The sequence below is a fragment of the Rhodovulum sulfidophilum DSM 1374 genome, from assembly GCF_001633165.1.
In the GTDB taxonomy this organism is placed as follows: Bacteria; Pseudomonadota; Alphaproteobacteria; order Rhodobacterales; family Rhodobacteraceae; genus Rhodovulum; species Rhodovulum sulfidophilum.
The window spans coordinates 2806724-2822343 of sequence record NZ_CP015418.1; the positions used below are offsets into that span (position 1 = coordinate 2806724).

Sequence of the window (15620 nt, forward strand, 5' to 3'; positions counted from 1 at the left end):
GAAAATTCGTGCCCGCCCTATTCCGCGGCGATCGCGTCGCCGCCGATGCCGCTGACATCCTGGCCCGAGGCGGCGAGGATCGCCTTGACGATATTATGATATCCGGTGCAGCGGCAGATATTGCCCTCGAGATAGTGCCGCACCTCGGCCTCGCTCGGCTTCGGCGTTTCGGCCAGAAGTGCTGCGGCCGACATCACCATGCCGGGCGTGCAAAAGCCGCACTGCAACCCGTGATGGTCCTGAAAGGCCTGCTGGATCCGCGACAGCGAGCCGTCGGCATTGGCCATACCTTCGATCGTCGTCACATCTCGGCCTTCCGCCTCGGCCGCGAACATGGTGCAGGACTTGACGGCCTTGCCATCGACATGCACCACGCAGGCGCCGCACTGGCTGGTATCGCAGCCGACATGGGTGCCGGTCAGCCCCAGATTGTCGCGCAGGAAGGACACCAGCAGCGTCCTGCCCTCGATCTCGCCCGAGACGGGCTTGCCGTTCACCTTCATGCTGACCTTGGTCATTCCTGTCCTCCCTGGGTCCCCGTCATTCCGCCTCGGCCTTGCGGGTCATCATCCGACCGAGCCAGCCCTTGCCCTTGGGCGCCTCCGCGCTCTCTTCGGCGGCGGGGTCTTCCGCCTCTTCGGGGCCTTCGACCACCTCCTTGAAACGGGTGAAGAACTGGTCGCTCAGCTTGTGCGCCACGCCATGGATCATCCGGCTCCCGAGCTGCGCGAGCTTGCCGCCGATCTCGACATCGACATCGTAGGCAAGCCGCGTGCCTTCGGCGATCTCCTCAAGCGTGACCCGGGCGCTGCCCTTGGCAAAGCCCGCCGCGCCGCCCTTGCCCTCTCCCGACAGGGTCAGCGCCGAAGGTGCCTCCATGTCGCTCAGGCTGACATGGCTCTTGAAGGTCGCCTTTACCGGGCCAATCTTCTGGACCACCGTCGCCTCGAAGCCGTCCTCGGCCGTGCCCGACAATTCGCGGCAGCCCGGCAGGCACTCCTCCAGCACCGCCTCGGACAACAGCGCCTCCCAGACCGTCGCGCGCGGTGCGGCGATGTCATGCGTGGCGGCGAATTTCATCTGCGCCTCTCCCCCTTCGTCCTCCCCGTCCCGGTGCTCAGACTAGGACCTGCCCGCCCGGCCTGCTATTCGACCAATGGATTAGAGCCGCCGCACCGCGCTTCGACCTTGGTGCCGATGGGCGCCGCTCAAGCCGCGTGCTAGGCTTCGATCCTACCCGGGTCCCTGCTCGGTCCTGACGTCCGACCAGCCGAAAGGCAGATGCCCCATGAGCCCCGATCCGATCCGCCCGACCGTCCCCAGACGCTTCGCCAGCGCGATGGTGATCGACGATCACCCCCTGTTCTGCGACGCCCTGTCGATGACGCTGAAATCGGCGGTCGGCATCGGCAAGGTCGAGACCAGCGACCATCTCGAGGATGCGCTCAGCCGGCTCGACAGGGCGCCGCGGCCCGATATCGTGCTGCTCGATCTCAACCTGCCCGATGTAAGCGGGCTCGACGGGCTGATCCGGCTCAAGACCGCGGTCGGGGACATACCGGTGATCGTCGTCTCCTCGATGGCCGATCCACGGATCATCGGCTCGGCGATCCGGGCCGGCGCGATCGGCTTCGTGCCCAAGCACAGCCCGCGCGATGTGTTCCGTGCCGCCTTCGCCGCCATTGCCGAGGGCAGGGTCTATGTGCCCGAGGGCATCGAGCTCGGCGATCCCGGACAAACCGCCGCCACCGGCCGCGACGATGCGATCCGGCGGCTGGCGCTGCTGACGCCGCAGCAGGGACGGATCCTGCAGGCGATCTGTGCAGGCAAGCTCAACAAACAGATTGCATTCGACCTCTCGATTGCCGAAACCACTGTTAAGGCCCATGTCACCGCGATCATGCGCAAGCTCGGGGTCCAGAGCCGCACCCAGGCGGTGCTGATCGCCCAGGAGGCCAGCTTCTCCGGGGTGATGAGCGATCCAGGCTAGGCGCATCCCGCGAAGACGGCGGCCGTTTCTGGCGAAGACCGTCTTTGGGAGGGGATGGATGGACCGGAACGCGACGCCCGCGCGGACGCTCTCGCGCCAGCCGCCGCTGGTGCGCGAAGCCGTTGCCGACAGCCGCGACCCCGGGGCCGTCGGGCATCTGAGGCGCGGGCTCGGTCCCGGTCCCTTCGCCCTCATCACCCTCTTCGTCAGCCCCGATGCCGATTTCGCCGCGGTGATGGCCGGGACCCAGGAGGCCTATCCCGATGTCTCGGTGACCGGCTGCACCACCGCGGGCGAGATCGGGCCCGAGGGCTATGCCGAAGGCGCAATCATTGCCCTCGCCCTGCCCGCGGCGCATTTCCGGGCCGAGACGATGGTGATCGAGAACCTCGCCGCGCTCGACCCGCAAACGCTGATCGGCGAAATGATCCGCCGCCGGGTGGCGCTGGCCCGGGCCGCGCCCGGCTGGCCGCAGGATTTCGCCTTCCTGATGGTCGACGGGCTGTCGCTTTGCGAGGACGCCCTGACCTCGGCGATGCTGGCCGGGCTTGGCACCGCGCCGCTGATCGGCGGCTCGGCGGGCGACGGCACCCGGTTCGGCCGCACCCTGGTCGGCGCGGGCGGGCGCGCCTTCCGCTCGGCTGCGGTGCTCAGCTTTGTGCGGACCGACTGCCCGGTCCGGGCCTTCAGCCACGACCACCTGATGCCCGGCCGGGTGCGGATGGTGGTGACCGCGGCCGATCCGAAGCGCCGCATCGTCGAGCGCATCAATGCCGAGCCCGCCGCGCGCGAATATGCAAGGCTGCTGGGCAAGGACCCGAACCAGCTTTCGCCGCTGACCTTCGCTGCGCATCCGGTCGTGGTACGGATCGGTGGACGGCACCATGTCCGCGCGATCCAGCGCGTCGCCGAGAACGGCGATCTGGTCTTCTTCTCGGCCATCGACGAGGGGCTGGTGCTGACCCTGGCCGAGGCCCTGCCGATGGCCGACCGGATCGAGGCGGAACTGGCCGGGCTGGCCCGGCACAAGCCGCCCGACGTGATCCTGGGCTGCGATTGCGTGCTGCGCCGGATCGAGGCCGAGGAACGCCAGCTGCGCCCGGCGCTGTCCACGATCCTGGCGCGCCACCGGGTGCGCGGCTTTTCCACCTATGGCGAACAGATCAGCGGGCTGCATGTCAACCAGACCCTGACCGGCCTCGCGATCTACCCGCCACCGGCCTCCGGCCCCGATCCCGAGCAGGCCCCGCCATGTCCGACAGCCTGATCGACCCGACCGACCCGCCCGAGCGCCAGGCCGAGAAGCTGCGCCAGATCGCCGAGGTGCTGATGCGCAGGGTCGAGCAGGCCACCGACGATGGCGGCGCGGCCTATGCGCAGTTCCAGCGCGCGGTGCTGCTCGAGGATCAGGTCCGCGCCCGCACCCGCGATCTGGAACATGCGCTCGATCTTCTCAACGAGTCGAATGCCCGGCTGGCCGAGGCCAACCGCGCCACCGAAACCGCCCGCGCCGATCTTGCCAATGCCATCGAGACGCTGCAGGAGGGCTTCGCGCTGTTCGACCAGTCCGACCATCTGGTGCTGTTCAACAGCCGCTTCGTGATGCAGATGCCGGATGTGCGCGACCGGCTCTGCCCCGGGCTCCGCTTTCACGACTATGTCGAGGCGGTCTCGCGCTCGCGCTACCTGACCCTGCCCGAGGGCGAGACGCCCGAGATCTGGGCCAGCCGCCGCCGCGCCCGGCATCGCGACAACCCCCATACCGTGATCAATATCAGCCTGCTCGGCCATCGCTGGGTGCAGGTCAGCGACCATCGCACCGAAGACGGCAAGACGGTGATCCTGCAGACCGACATCACCGACATCATGCGCAGCGAACGGCGCGAGCGCAGCCGGATGCTGGACGATCAGGCCCGGCTGGTGCGCGCGACGCTCGACCATATCAACCAGGGGGTCTGCATCTTCGACAGCGCGCACCGGCTGGTGGGCTGGAACCGCAAGGTCGGCGCGATGCTCTCGATCCCGGTGGCGCAGTTCCGGCTTGGCGCCGATTTCGACCGGCTCTTCGGCCAGCTTGCCGCCGACCGGGCGCTGCGCTTCGACATCGCCCCGACCGAGCTGCTCGACTGGGTGCATCACATCGACCGCCGCCCGCCGCTGCGCTTCGGGCTCGGCCGGGGCGAGACCCTGATGCTGGACGTTCTGGCCGAGGAGATGCCCGACCGCGGCTTCGTGATCTCGGTTTCGGACATCACCGCCGAGCGCCGCGCCGCGGGCGCGCTGGCCGAGGCCAAGGCCCATCTCGAACAGCGCGTCCTTGCCCGCACGCTCGCTCTCGAGGATGCGCTCTCCGTCGCCGAGCGCGCCAATGCCTCGAAATCGCGCTTCGTCGCAGCCGCCAGCCACGATCTGCTGCAACCGCTCTCGGCCGCGCGGCTCTATGTCTCCTCCATCGCCGAGGACGCGACCCTGCCCGCCCATCGCGAGGTGCTGGGCCGGGCCGAGACCGCGCTGGAAAGCGTCGAGCAGATCCTCGAGGCGCTGCTCGACATCTCGACCCTCGACAGCGGCCAGGCGGCGGTCGCGCCGGGGCCGGTCCCGCTCCGCGAGCTGTACACCCGTCTTCAGACCGATTTCGCACCCCATGCCGCGCTGAAGGGGCTCGAGTTGCGGGTGCTGCCGCGCGATCTGACGCTGCGGACCGATCCGGGCTATATCCGGCGGATCCTGCAGAACCTGGTCTCGAACGCGATCCGCTATACCGGGTGCGGCCGGGTTCTGGTCGGGGCGCGGCGTCAGGGCCAGTCGCTCCGGCTCGAGGTCTGGGATACCGGGCCCGGCATCGCCGAGGAGGATCAGGAGGCGATCTTCCGCGAGTTACATCGCCTGAACGCCCGCGCCTCGGCCAGCGAGGGGATGGGGCTCGGACTTGCCATCGTCGAGCGGGCCTGCGCCCGGCTCGGCCATCCGCTCGGGCTCTGGTCTCGCCCCGGGCATGGCAGCGGCTTTTTCGTGACCGTGCCGCTGGCCGAAACCGCCGCCCCGAAGCCCGCCCCGAAGGCCCCAGCCGCCGAGCCCTCGCCGGGACTCGTCGCGCTGCTGATCGAGGCCGATCCCGAGATCCGCCGGGCCTTGCCGATGCTGGTGGGGAAATGGGGGGTCGATGTCATCGACGTCGCCGATATCGACGAGGCGCTGACGCTTCTGGCCGAGATCGACCTCAAGCCCGATGCCGCGCTGATCGAACACCGCCATGGCGCCCAAACCGGGCCGGGCCATGGGCTCGGGGCGCTGAGCCTGATCGAGACCCGCTACGGCCCGATCCCGGCCTGCATCGTCAGCGCCGAGCGCAGCCCGGATCTTGCCGCCGCCTGCCGGGCGCGCGGCGCCGAGCTTCTGACCAAGCCGCTCTCGCCCGCGGCGCTTCGCGCCTTCTTCGCCGAGATCGCACAGCGCGAACGGGCCTGAAACACGGGCCCGAGCGCCCCGGATCACCCGCCGTAAAGCCCCGCGACCCGCGCCCGCAGCGCAACCAGCGCCAGCACAGTGTCGATGGCGGGCGTCGGCGTACTGGTGATCCGGCCAAGCTCCTGCACCGAGCCCACCAGCGCGTCGATTTCCATCGGCCGCCCGAGATCGAGATCCTGCAGCATCGAGGTCCGGTGCGCCCCGACCGCGGCGCCGCCCTCGATCCGGCGCTCGACATCGATCGGGAATTTCACCCCCAGTTTCTCGGCAATCGCCTGCGCCTCCAGCATCATCGCCCGCGCCACGCTCCGCGTGCCCGGATCGGTGCACAGCACGTCAAGCGTGGCATGGGTCAGCGCCGAGATCGGGTTGAACGAGAGGTTGCCCCAGAGCTTGACCCAGATCTCGTCGCGGAGCTTCGGGCGCACCGGCGCCTTCAGCCCGGCCGAGGCCAGCGCCCGCGACAGCCGCAGCGCGCGCTCGGATCTGGACCCATCCGGCTCGCCTAGCGAAAAGCGGTTGCCCTCGATATGCCGGACGATGCCGGGCTCGATCACCTCGGCGGCCGGATAAACCACACAACCCAGCACCCGGTCGGGCCCGAAGCCGGTCCATTGCGCATCGCCCGGATCGACCGAGGCCAGCCGCGTGCCCTCAAGCGGGCCGCCGATCTTGTGGAAATACCACCAGGGCACGCCGTTCACCCCCGAAACGACGGTGGTGCCCGCGCCGATCAGCGGCTGCATCTTGCCCACCACCGGCGGCACCGAATGCGCCTTCAGCGTGACGATCACATAGTCCTGCTCGCCCAGCTCGGCCGCATCCTCCGCGACCCGCACCGGCACCGTCTCGTCGGTGCCGCTCTCCTCCTCGATCAGCCGAAGTCCCCGCGCCCGCATCGCCGCCAGATGCGGACCGCGCGCGACAAGGCTCACCTCGGCGCCCGCCTGCGCCAGCTTCGCCCCCATATAGCCGCCGATGGCGCCCGCCCCGAACACACAGATCTTCATGCACACATGTCCCTGATCCCGCCAGCGGGCCCGCGAGGCCCGCCGCTTCCATCTTCTTCTTGGGAAAAATACCCGCCGCGCAGCGTCCGGGCAAAGCCCGGAAACCGGCTCAGGCGGGTTCCGACAGGCCCAGTTTCTCGGCCAGGCCGATCCGCTGCAGCTTGCCGGTCGCCCCTTTCGGGATCTCGTCGAGGATCACCACCTTGCGCGGCACCTTGAAATCGGCCATGCGCGCGGCCGCGAACTCGCGGATCTCGCGCTCGTCGGCCTCGGCGCCTTCCTTCAGCACCACGGCCGCCGCGACCTCCTCGCCCAGCTTCGGATGCGGCAGCGCGAAGCTCACGCATTGGGCAATCGCCGGATGGTCCATCAGCACCCCATCGACCTCGAGCGGGCTCACCTTCTCGCCGCCCCGGTTGATGATCTCCTTGAGACGGCCGGTCAGATGCAGATAGCCCTCGGCATCGAACGCCCCCTGATCGCCGGTGCGGAACCAGCGCCGGCCCTCGGCCTCGAAGAAGCTCCTGGCATTGGCCTCGGGATTGCCCTCATAGCCCGGCGTCACGTTCGGCCCCGAGATCACCACCTCGCCGGTGCCCTCGATCAGCCGGCTCTCGGCCTCATGGGCGATGCGCACCTCGGGGCCCGCCGCCACGCCCACCGATCCGGGCTTCTGGGACCCGCGCGGCAGCGGGTTGCAGCACATCTGATGCGCGGCCTCGGTCATGCCATAGGCCTCGATCAGCGGCGCGTCGAAGGTCTCGACCAGTTCGGTCATCACCTGCGCCGGCAGCGAGGCCGAGGACGACCGCAGGAAGCGCAGCGGCACCGCCTGGATCACATCGCGGTTTCGCGCCGCGCGCGACAGAATCGCCTGATGCATGGTCGGCACGGCGGTGTACCAGCTGGGCCGCGCCTCGGACATCCAGCCGAAGAATTTCAGCGCATCGAAGCCCGGCGCGCACCAGATCGAGGCCCCCGCCGACAAGGACGCCGTCACCGCCGCCAGAAGCCCGTGAATGTGAAACAGCGGCATCACGTTCAGACAGCGATCCTCGGGCCTCAGCGCCAGCGAGTCGCGGATATGAACCGCCGAGGCCGCCACATTCGCCTGGCTGAGCGGAACGATCTTCGGCCGCGAGGTGGTGCCCGAGGTATGCAGGATCAGCGCCACATCCCCGGGACCCGGCGCGCCCGCGTCGCAATCGCCGCCCGCCCCTCCGGCGCTCAGCGAGAACCGCCCGGCGGGTTCGGACGGATCGACCGAAAGCCGCAGCACGATCAGCCCGAGCCGCTCGGCCGCGGCCGCCGCCGGACCGTCATAGCCCTCGGGCAGGACGATGGCCCGGGCCTTCAGATCCTCGAGATAGAAGGCGAATTCCTCCTCGCGATAGGCCGGGTTCAGCGGTGCCGTCACCGCCGCCTGCGCCAGGGTGACGAAGGCCGCGGCCATCTCGGGCCCGTTCGGCAGCACGATGGCCACCCGGTCGCCCCGGCCGATACCGGCGCCATGCAGCGCCTCCGCCACCCGCCGCGCCTGGTCGCGAAGCCCGGCGAAATCGAGCCAGTCGCGCCCCGGCGCCCCGATGGCGGGACGGTTGCCGTCCTGTCCCTGAAGAAGATCCGAGATGGTCTGCAAGGTCATGTCCTTTCTGTCTCGTTACATCACTCGGCCGGAGCCGGACGGGCGCTGCCATTGCGGCCCCGGCGCAGGGCCCGGATCAGCGGCAGCGCGAAAAGCAGCGCCGAGATCGCCACGAAGACCGCCGCGATCGGCCGCTCGACGAAGACGGTCACATCACCATGTTCGGCGATCATGGTCTGACGGAAGCTCTTTTCCATCAAGGGGCCCAGCACCAGCGCCAGCACCAGCGGCGCCAGCGGATAATCGGCCTTGCGCAACAGGTAGCCCGCGACCCCGAAGCCCGCGATCATCCAGACATCGTGCAGCCGCTGGCCGGGCGCGTAGCCGCCGACGATGCAGAGCACCAGCACCATGGCGCAGAGCACCGTCAAAGGCATCCTCAACGCCCAGACGAAGACCGGGATCAGCGCGATATTGACCAGCACCGCCGCCACATTCGCGGTGTAAAGCGAGCTGATCAGCCCCCAGACGAACTCCTTCTGCTCGACGAACAGCATCGGCCCGGGCGTCAGCCCCCACATCACCATGCCCCCCAGCAGAAGCGCCGTGGTCGGCGAGCCCGGAATGCCCAGCGTCAGCATCGGCAGGAGCGAGCCGGTCGAGGCGGCATTGTTGGCGGTCTCGGGCGCGGCCACGCCTTCGGGGTTGCCCCGCCCGAAGCTTTCGGGACGTTTCGAGATCGACTTCGCCACGCCATAGCTCATCAGCGCGGCCGGCGTCGCGCCCGCGGCCGGCAGGATGCCGACGAAGAAGCCCATGACCGAGCCAAGGCTCATGGTGCGCCACATGCCGCGCATCTTCGACAGCCCCGCGCGCAGTTCGGAAAAGGTCAGCCGCGCGGGCGTGACCATGGGCGCGTTGCGCGAGGTCTCGATGGTGTAAAGCACCTCGCCCACGCCATAGACCCCGATCGCCAGCACCAGAAACGAGATCCCCGAATAGAAGCCCGGCAGATCGCCGAAGATCAGCCGCGGCTCGCCCGAGATGATGTCGAGCCCGACGGTCGAGAGTACGAGCCCCAAGCAGATCATGACGATGGTTTTGAGGATGTCGTCGCCGCCCAGCCCCACGAAGGTGGTGAAGGCCAGCAGGACCAGCGCGAATTCCTCGGCCGGGCCGAATGCCAGCGCCATGTCGGCCAGCGGCACCGCGAAGACGGTGAACAGCAGGACCGAGATCGTGCCACCGATGAAGGAGGCGACGGCCGCCACGATCAGCGCCAGCCCCGCCTCGCCCTTCTGGGCCATCGGGCGGCCGTCGAAGGTGGTGGCCACGGCGGTCGAGGCGCCGGGAATGCCCAGCAGGATCGAGCTGATCGCGCCGCCATACATCGCCCCGTAATAGATCGCGGCCAGAAGGATGATGGCCGATCCCGGCGGCACGATGAAGGTCAAGGGCAGCACGATCGCCACCCCGTTCACCGACCCGAGCCCCGGCATCGCGCCGATGAAGATGCCGACCGTCACCCCGATCAGCACGATCATCAGGTTCAGGGGCGAGATCGAGGCGGCAAAACCGTCGGCCAGAAGCGCAAGAACGTCCATCTCCGGGCCTCCTCAGAAGAACATCGCGTAAAGCGGATAGAACAGCGGCTCGGTAACGCCCTTGGGCAGCAGGATCTTCAGCGTCACCTCGAAGAAGAAGAACAGGAAGACCGGCGTCGTCAGCGTCAGGATGCCGGTCAGCAGCCAGCCATGCCCGCCCATGAGCCTGAGATAGGCCAGCAGGAACAGCATCAGCGCGATATAGGCGCCCAGCAGCGGGATCAGCGCGATCGCCCCCAGCAGCAGCCCGACCACGCCCAGAACCTGCGGGATCGCATCGGCATCGGGGATGAAGGTCTCGCCCGAATGCGGCCGCGTCACGAAGCTGCGCGCCAGGATCGCCCCCGAGGCCAGCAGCATCCCGAGGCCCAGCCAGAACGGAAACGCGCCCGCCCCCGGTCCGGTCTCGGCCTCCCAGCCGACCGGCAACCGCTGGGCATACCACATGACGATGACGGAAAAGCCCATCAGGGCCAGGGCGATGAGACGGTCGGCGGCAAGCATGGGCGTCGGTCCTCCTTCTGCCGGGGATGCCAGACCTGCGGGCGCGCTATGATGCGGGCGCCCGCCAGCTCGGGCCGGGTCAGGCTCAGCTCGACGAGGCCATGCCGCGCAGGATCTCGGCATGCTTGTCGCGTTCCTTGAGGAAATAGTCCTGCAGCGCCTCGCCGGTCAGGAAATCGGCCAGCAGTGCCTGTTCCTCGGTATAGGTCCGCCATTGCTGGGTCTCGCTGAGCTGGCGGAACATCTCGGTATAGTAATCGACCGCGCCCGCGGGCATGTCCTTCGGCCCGACGAAGGAACGCTGCATGGTATAGACCAGCGGATGGCCAAGCTCGGTGAAGGTCGGCAGATCGGGGAAGCGGGTCAGCCGCTCGGCGGTCAGCGCGGCAATGGGGCGCGACTTGCCGGCGCGGTAAAAGCCCATCTGTTCCGAGGGGTTGTTGACGGTCGAGGAGACATGCCCGCCGATCAGCGCGGTCGCGACGTCGCCGCCGCCCTTGTAGGGCACATAGGTGACGTCGATGCCGAATTCCTTTTCCAGCATCGCGGTGACCAGGCTGTCCTCCTGCCCGGTGCCGGTGCCGCCCATCTTCCAGCCGCCGCCGGCCTCCTTCACCGCGGCGACATAATCGTCGAGGCTGTGAATGTCGCTGTCGGCCGAGACCCACAGCACGAAACTGTCCAGCGCCATTCGCGCGATCGGCGTGAACTCGGCGATATCGACGCCGATATCGGTGCGCAGAGGCGTCGTGTAATAGCTGTTCAGCGTCGCCATGATGGTATGGGCATCGCCCTCGCGGTCCTTGAGATAGCGCAGCGCCTCGGCCCCCGAGCCGCCGCCCTTGTTGACCGGCAGGATCGGCATCCGCGACAGGCCCTGTTTCTGGATGATCGCCTGGAACAGCCGCGCCAGCTGGTCGGCGCCGCCGCCCTGCCCGGCCATGATCACCATCTCGACCGGCTTGATCGGCTTCCAGTCATCGGCAAGGGCGGGGGCTGCGGCGGTCAGGGCCGCGGCGCTCATCAGGGCGAGGCTTGCCCGACGTGTGAGGTGCTGTGTCATGTTGATCCTCCCGAACTGAGCGCGGCACAGAACCTGCGGGCGTGTTCCCTCCCTGCCCGCAGATCCCGTCGCGACGCCGTGTCGAGAATAGGCATGGCGCCTGATTTTTCACACGAAACCGCGTTGATCTGTTAAGGTCGGAGTTCACAAGCGCCAGTTGTGTAATGTTGTAAATCATGCGGAAAGCGTTAATCGGATCGAAACTGCGTCAGTTGCGGCGCGATCATGGTCAGACCCAGGCCGAAATGGCGCGGCAGCTGAATATCAGCCCGGCCTATGTCAACCTTCTGGAAAACAATCAGAGATCATTGTCGGTCAAGGTGCTGATGGCGCTGGCCGAGGCCTATGGCATCGAGATCCGCGAGCTGCTGAGCGACCGCAATGCCGGACGGCTGGCCGATCTGCGCGCGGCGGTCGCCGACCCGGCCTTCGGCCGCGACCGTCCCGACCTGCAGGAGCTGCGCGGCGCGGTCGATCACGCCCCCCGGCTCGTCGATCTGTTCCTGCAGCTCTATCGCAGCCACCGCACCGCCGTCGACCGGATCTCCCGGATCGGCGGCAGTGGCACCGAGCCCGCGCTGCTGGTCACCTCGCCCGAAACCGCGGTGCATGATTTCTTCCGCGACAACCGCAACTATTTCGACGCGCTGGAAACCGCGGCAGAGAATGTGCGCGGCCAGTTCGCGGGCGATGCCGATGACATATATGCCCAGCTCAAGCGCTACCTGCGGCAGAAGCTCGGCATCGAGGTCCGGCTCGCCCCCGCAGATGACATGCCCGACGCGCTGAGGGTGTTCGACCGGCAGGCGGGCGAGGTCCGGCTGTCGCAGGCGCTCGACCATGCCAACCGGGCGTTCCAGCTGGCCCATGTCCTGGCGCTGGCCGACATTCCCTATCTGCTCGACTCTATGATCGGCGAAGGCGGTATCGACGGCGATCTGGCCGCCGCCCGCTGCCGGGTCGAGCTGGCCAACTACTTCGCGGCAGCCCTGTTGATGCCCTATGCCCCCTTCCTCGCCCTGGCCGAAGCGACCGGCTATGATGTCGACCGGCTGGGGGCGGCCTTCGGCACCTCCTTCGAGCAGGTCAGCCACCGACTGACCGCGCTGCAGCGCGACGGCGCGCGCGGCGTGGGCTTCTTCCTGATCCGGGTCGACAAGGCCGGCAACGTCACCAAGCGGGTCAATGCCACCCCCTTCGCGCTGGCCGAAAAGGGCGGGTCCTGCCCGGTCTGGAACGTGCATAACGCCTTCGCGACGCCCGGGGTGATCCTGCCGCAGCTGGTCGAGATGCCCGATGGCAGCCAGTTCTTCACCCTCAGCCGCACCGTCAAGCGCCCGGTCTTCAGCCCGCATCTGCAGGACAACCGGCTGGCGGTGGCGCTGGGCTGCGAACGCGGCGAGGCGCATCGGATCGGCTATGCCCAGGCGGTCAATCTGGACGCCGAGGGGCCGGTCGCGAAGATCGGGGTCAGTTGCCAGCTCTGTCCGCGCCAGGCCTGTTCGCAGCGCGCCCACCAGCCGCTGCACATGGACCTGCCGATGGATGCCGACCGGCGCGGCAAGACCCGCTATGAGAGCTGACTATCAGCGGCACCCTCCCGGACAGGAGTGCGAGGTCCGGCTGAGGCCTGCCCGACCGCCATCGGCGCATCAGGGCCGCCGCGATCAGCCCCAGATCGACCCTGGGGCTGGCGATCCGGCCGTAGCGCAGATCGTCATGGACCCGGTCGCAGAAACGCCCGCCGTCCCGGGCATCGGCAAGCCCGGTCAACCCCGGCCGCATCGCCAGATAGCCGCTTTGCGCCAGACCGTAACGCGCCAGATCCGCGCGCGTGGCCGGGCGCGGGCCGACAAGGCTCATCTCGCCCCGAAGCACCGACCAGAGCAGCGGCAGCCCGGACAGCCCGGCGCGCCGCACCCAAAGGGCGACCGGCCCCGCCAGCATCGCGCCGCGACGCTCAACGTGAAAGACGAGACAGCGGATGTGTCTGCCGCCACGCCCGATCCGCAGGCGGCGGGCGAAGCCCTGCCCGGTTTCCGCCCACAGAAGCAGCCAGATCGGCAGCATCAGCGGTGCCGTCAGCGCCAGAAGCAGCGCCGCGGCCAGCAGGTCGAGCGCCCGCTTGCCCTGATAGCCGCCCAGCCGGTCCGTCGGTATCGCCCCCGCCTTGGCGGCAGGCGCCTGCAACGCTGCGATACTCATTCCGATCCTCCTCGGGACGCGGGTTGCGCCCGAACCGAGGATCAGGGGAAACAGGTAAGTCAGGGGTTAATGAAGCCCCAGTTTCTATGAATTATATTCATTCATTTACATAAACTTACGAATAATATCTAAGGTATTGAATGAGATTGGGTGCCCGCGACCAGTTTGCCCTTCTCGGCATAAAACCGAAACAGAACGCCATGCCGGGTATCGGTACGTGGAAGCTCCTGATCGGGAAAGACGGTCATCCGGCTCTCATCCCGGGTCTCGCGCTCCCGGCTGACCTCGCGACGCCGGACCCGCAGCCCGAAGAACAGAATCGCGCAGACGATGGTGCCTAGACCATAGACGCGGGCCTTGGGATTGCATCTGGCTGTTATGGATGCGGGTCAGGCAGGTGGCACAAGCCATGCTCGGTTTCATCACCACGCGCCCCTTCACAGCGATGCAGCCCCTGGCACCGATGTCGGTCAGGTCGCCAGCCAGAGAGATTATGGCAATGCAGCCTTAGGCGGTCGGATCGAGCCCGCCCTTGCAGTCTAGCACACCCGCGAAACCATCTTCAGGCGAGCACCACTGTCGGCGGTGAGGCTCAGGCAGGACCGGCGGATGGCTCTGGCCATGGGCTTCAGCACCTGTCAGCGGGCGCGGAAACGGGCCGAAGCCCCGATCCCGCGCCCTGCTCATGGGCCCTGCGCCGCCTCACATCACGCGGTAATTCGGGCTTTCGCGCGTGATCGTCACGTCATGGACATGGCTTTCCTTCAGCCCCGCGCCGGTGATCCGGACGAAGTTGCAGTTCCGGCGCATCTCCTCGACGGTGGCGCAGCCGGTATAGCCCATCGCGGCTCGAAGACCGCCCACCAGCTGATGCACCACGGTGCCGGCCGGCCCCTTGTAGGGCACCTGACCCTCGATCCCCTCGGGCACCAACTTGTCGGAAGCCGCGTCCTTCTGGAAATAGCGGTCGGCCGAGCCCCGCGCCATCGCGCCGAGCGAACCCATGCCGCGATATTCCTTGAACGAGCGGCCCTGATACAGCACCACCTCGCCCGGCGACTCGTCGGTGCCCGCGATCATCGAGCCGACCATGGCACAGGAGGCGCCCGCCGCGATCGCCTTGGCGAAATCGCCCGAATACTTGATGCCGCCATCGGCGATCACCGGCACATCGCCCGCCGCGGTGGCGCAATCCATGATCGCGGTCAGCTGGGGCACGCCCACCCCCGCCACCATCCGCGTGGTGCAGATCGAGCCCGGGCCGATGCCCACCTTGACCGCATCGGCGCCGGCATCGATCAGGGCCCGGGTGGCCGCGGCGGTGGCGACGTTGCCGGCCATGATCTGGACGTCGTTCGAGGCCTTCCGGAGCCGCTCGACCGCCTTCGCGACGCCCTCGGAATGGCCATGCGCGGTATCGATCACGATCATGTCGACACCGGCATCGACCAGCGCCAGCGAGCGTTCGAACCCGGCATCGCCGACCGTGGTCGCGGCGGCAACGCGGAGCCGACCGAGCTCGTCCTTGACCGCCTGCGGGTTCAGGACCGATTTCTCGGTATCCTTCAGCGTCAGCAGCCCGGTCAGCTTGCCTTTGTCGTCGGTGATCAGAAGCTTCTCGATCCGGCGCGCCTTCATCAGGTTGAGCGCCTCGCTCCGATCCACCGGCTCGCGCAGCACGGCAAGCTCGCTGCCGGTCATCATCGCGCTGACCGGCATCGCGTCGCTGGAGGCGAAGCGCATGTCGCGGTTGGTGAGGATGCCCACCACATGGCCGCGTTCGTCGACCACCGGGAAGCCGGTGAAGTTGTAGCGCTCGATCATCGCCTTGGCATCGCCCAGGGTCTGGTCGGGACGCAGCGTGATCGGGTTGTAGACCACGCCGGATTCGAAGCGCTTGACGCGGCTGACCTCGCGCGCCTGTTCCTCGACCGTCAGGTTGCGGTGGATTACCCCGATGCCGCCGGCCTGGGCCATGGCGATCGCCATGCGGCCCTCGGTGACGGTATCCATGGCCGAAGACAGAAGCGGGATGTTCAGCCTGATCTTGCGACTGACAAGGGTCGAGGTATCGGCCGTGCTGGGCAGAACCGAGCTTGCGGCGGGAACGAGAAGGACGTCATCGAAGGTGAGGGCCTCGCGAATCTCCATGGGAGTTCTCCTGGGGGAGTTTTCGTTTGGCGCTTCCCTA

The 15620-nt window shown here is 68.0% G+C and carries 13 protein-coding genes; 4 read left to right on the forward strand and 9 right to left on the reverse strand.

Annotated features, from left to right (window positions below):
• Nucleotides 1-17: 17 nt before the first annotated feature.
• Both A6W98_RS13235 and A6W98_RS13240 read right to left on the reverse strand, forming a co-directional pair.
• Nucleotides 18-518 (reverse strand): (2Fe-2S)-binding protein, encoded by a 501-nt coding sequence (locus A6W98_RS13235; protein WP_042462176.1) that lies wholly within the window; start codon nucleotides 516-518, stop codon nucleotides 18-20.
• 22 nt (nucleotides 519-540) lie between these two features.
• Nucleotides 541-1080 (reverse strand): SRPBCC family protein, encoded by a 540-nt coding sequence (locus A6W98_RS13240; protein ID WP_042462178.1) that lies wholly within the window; start codon nucleotides 1078-1080, stop codon nucleotides 541-543.
• 208 nt (nucleotides 1081-1288) lie between these two features.
• Here A6W98_RS13240 and A6W98_RS13245 point away from each other — a divergent pair, with 208 nt between their 5' ends.
• From A6W98_RS13245 to A6W98_RS13255, 3 genes are read left to right on the forward strand one after another with little or no spacing between them, the layout of a single operon-like run.
• The gene (locus A6W98_RS13245; protein ID WP_042462180.1) at nucleotides 1289-1990 is read left to right on the forward strand and encodes a response regulator transcription factor; all 702 of its coding nucleotides are present in this window, start codon (nucleotides 1289-1291) and stop codon (nucleotides 1988-1990) included.
• Nucleotides 1991-2048: 58 nt separating this feature from the next.
• Complete coding sequence (locus A6W98_RS13250) at nucleotides 2049-3257, forward strand: FIST N-terminal domain-containing protein (protein ID WP_052678046.1); 1209 nt, start codon at nucleotides 2049-2051, stop codon at nucleotides 3255-3257.
• Entirely contained in the window at nucleotides 3242-5458 is a 2217-nt protein-coding gene (locus tag A6W98_RS13255; protein WP_042462182.1) for a hybrid sensor histidine kinase/response regulator, read from the forward strand. Before A6W98_RS13250 ends, A6W98_RS13255 begins: the two co-directional genes overlap by 16 nt.
• Before the next feature lie 23 nt (nucleotides 5459-5481).
• Here A6W98_RS13255 and A6W98_RS13260 read toward each other — a convergent pair whose 3' ends face one another.
• From A6W98_RS13260 to A6W98_RS13280, 5 genes are all read right to left on the reverse strand, one after another.
• Nucleotides 5482-6468: a 2-dehydropantoate 2-reductase gene (locus A6W98_RS13260; RefSeq protein WP_042462184.1), complete on the reverse strand. Its 987-nt coding sequence runs from the start codon at nucleotides 6466-6468 to the stop codon at nucleotides 5482-5484.
• Nucleotides 6469-6577: 109 nt separating this feature from the next.
• Nucleotides 6578-8113, reverse strand: a complete 1536-nt coding sequence (locus A6W98_RS13265; protein ID WP_042462185.1) for an acyl--CoA ligase — start codon at nucleotides 8111-8113, stop codon at nucleotides 6578-6580.
• A 20-nt stretch (nucleotides 8114-8133) separates the two neighbouring features.
• A complete protein-coding gene (locus A6W98_RS13270) occupies nucleotides 8134-9657 on the reverse strand; it encodes a tripartite tricarboxylate transporter permease (protein ID WP_042462187.1) in 1524 nt (507 codons plus the stop codon).
• A 12-nt stretch (nucleotides 9658-9669) separates the two neighbouring features.
• Complete coding sequence (locus tag A6W98_RS13275; RefSeq protein WP_042462189.1) at nucleotides 9670-10161, reverse strand: tripartite tricarboxylate transporter TctB family protein; 492 nt, start codon at nucleotides 10159-10161, stop codon at nucleotides 9670-9672.
• An 85-nt stretch (nucleotides 10162-10246) separates the two neighbouring features.
• A complete protein-coding gene (locus tag A6W98_RS13280; RefSeq protein ID WP_042462191.1) occupies nucleotides 10247-11224 on the reverse strand; it encodes a tripartite tricarboxylate transporter substrate binding protein in 978 nt (325 codons plus the stop codon).
• A gap of 176 nt (nucleotides 11225-11400) precedes the next feature.
• Between A6W98_RS13280 and A6W98_RS13285 the strand changes: the two genes are divergently transcribed.
• A complete protein-coding gene (locus A6W98_RS13285; RefSeq protein WP_042462193.1) occupies nucleotides 11401-12807 on the forward strand; it encodes a helix-turn-helix domain-containing protein in 1407 nt (468 codons plus the stop codon).
• Here A6W98_RS13285 and A6W98_RS20405 read toward each other — a convergent pair.
• Both A6W98_RS20405 and guaB read right to left on the reverse strand, forming a co-directional pair.
• Nucleotides 12695-13429: a sugar transferase gene (locus tag A6W98_RS20405; RefSeq protein WP_081251930.1), complete on the reverse strand. Its 735-nt coding sequence runs from the start codon at nucleotides 13427-13429 to the stop codon at nucleotides 12695-12697. The two genes, A6W98_RS13285 and A6W98_RS20405, sit on opposite strands and share 113 nt — an antisense overlap.
• A gap of 702 nt (nucleotides 13430-14131) precedes the next feature.
• Complete coding sequence (guaB, locus tag A6W98_RS13290; protein ID WP_042462197.1) at nucleotides 14132-15580, reverse strand: IMP dehydrogenase; 1449 nt, start codon at nucleotides 15578-15580, stop codon at nucleotides 14132-14134.
• Nucleotides 15581-15620 lie beyond the last annotated feature (40 nt).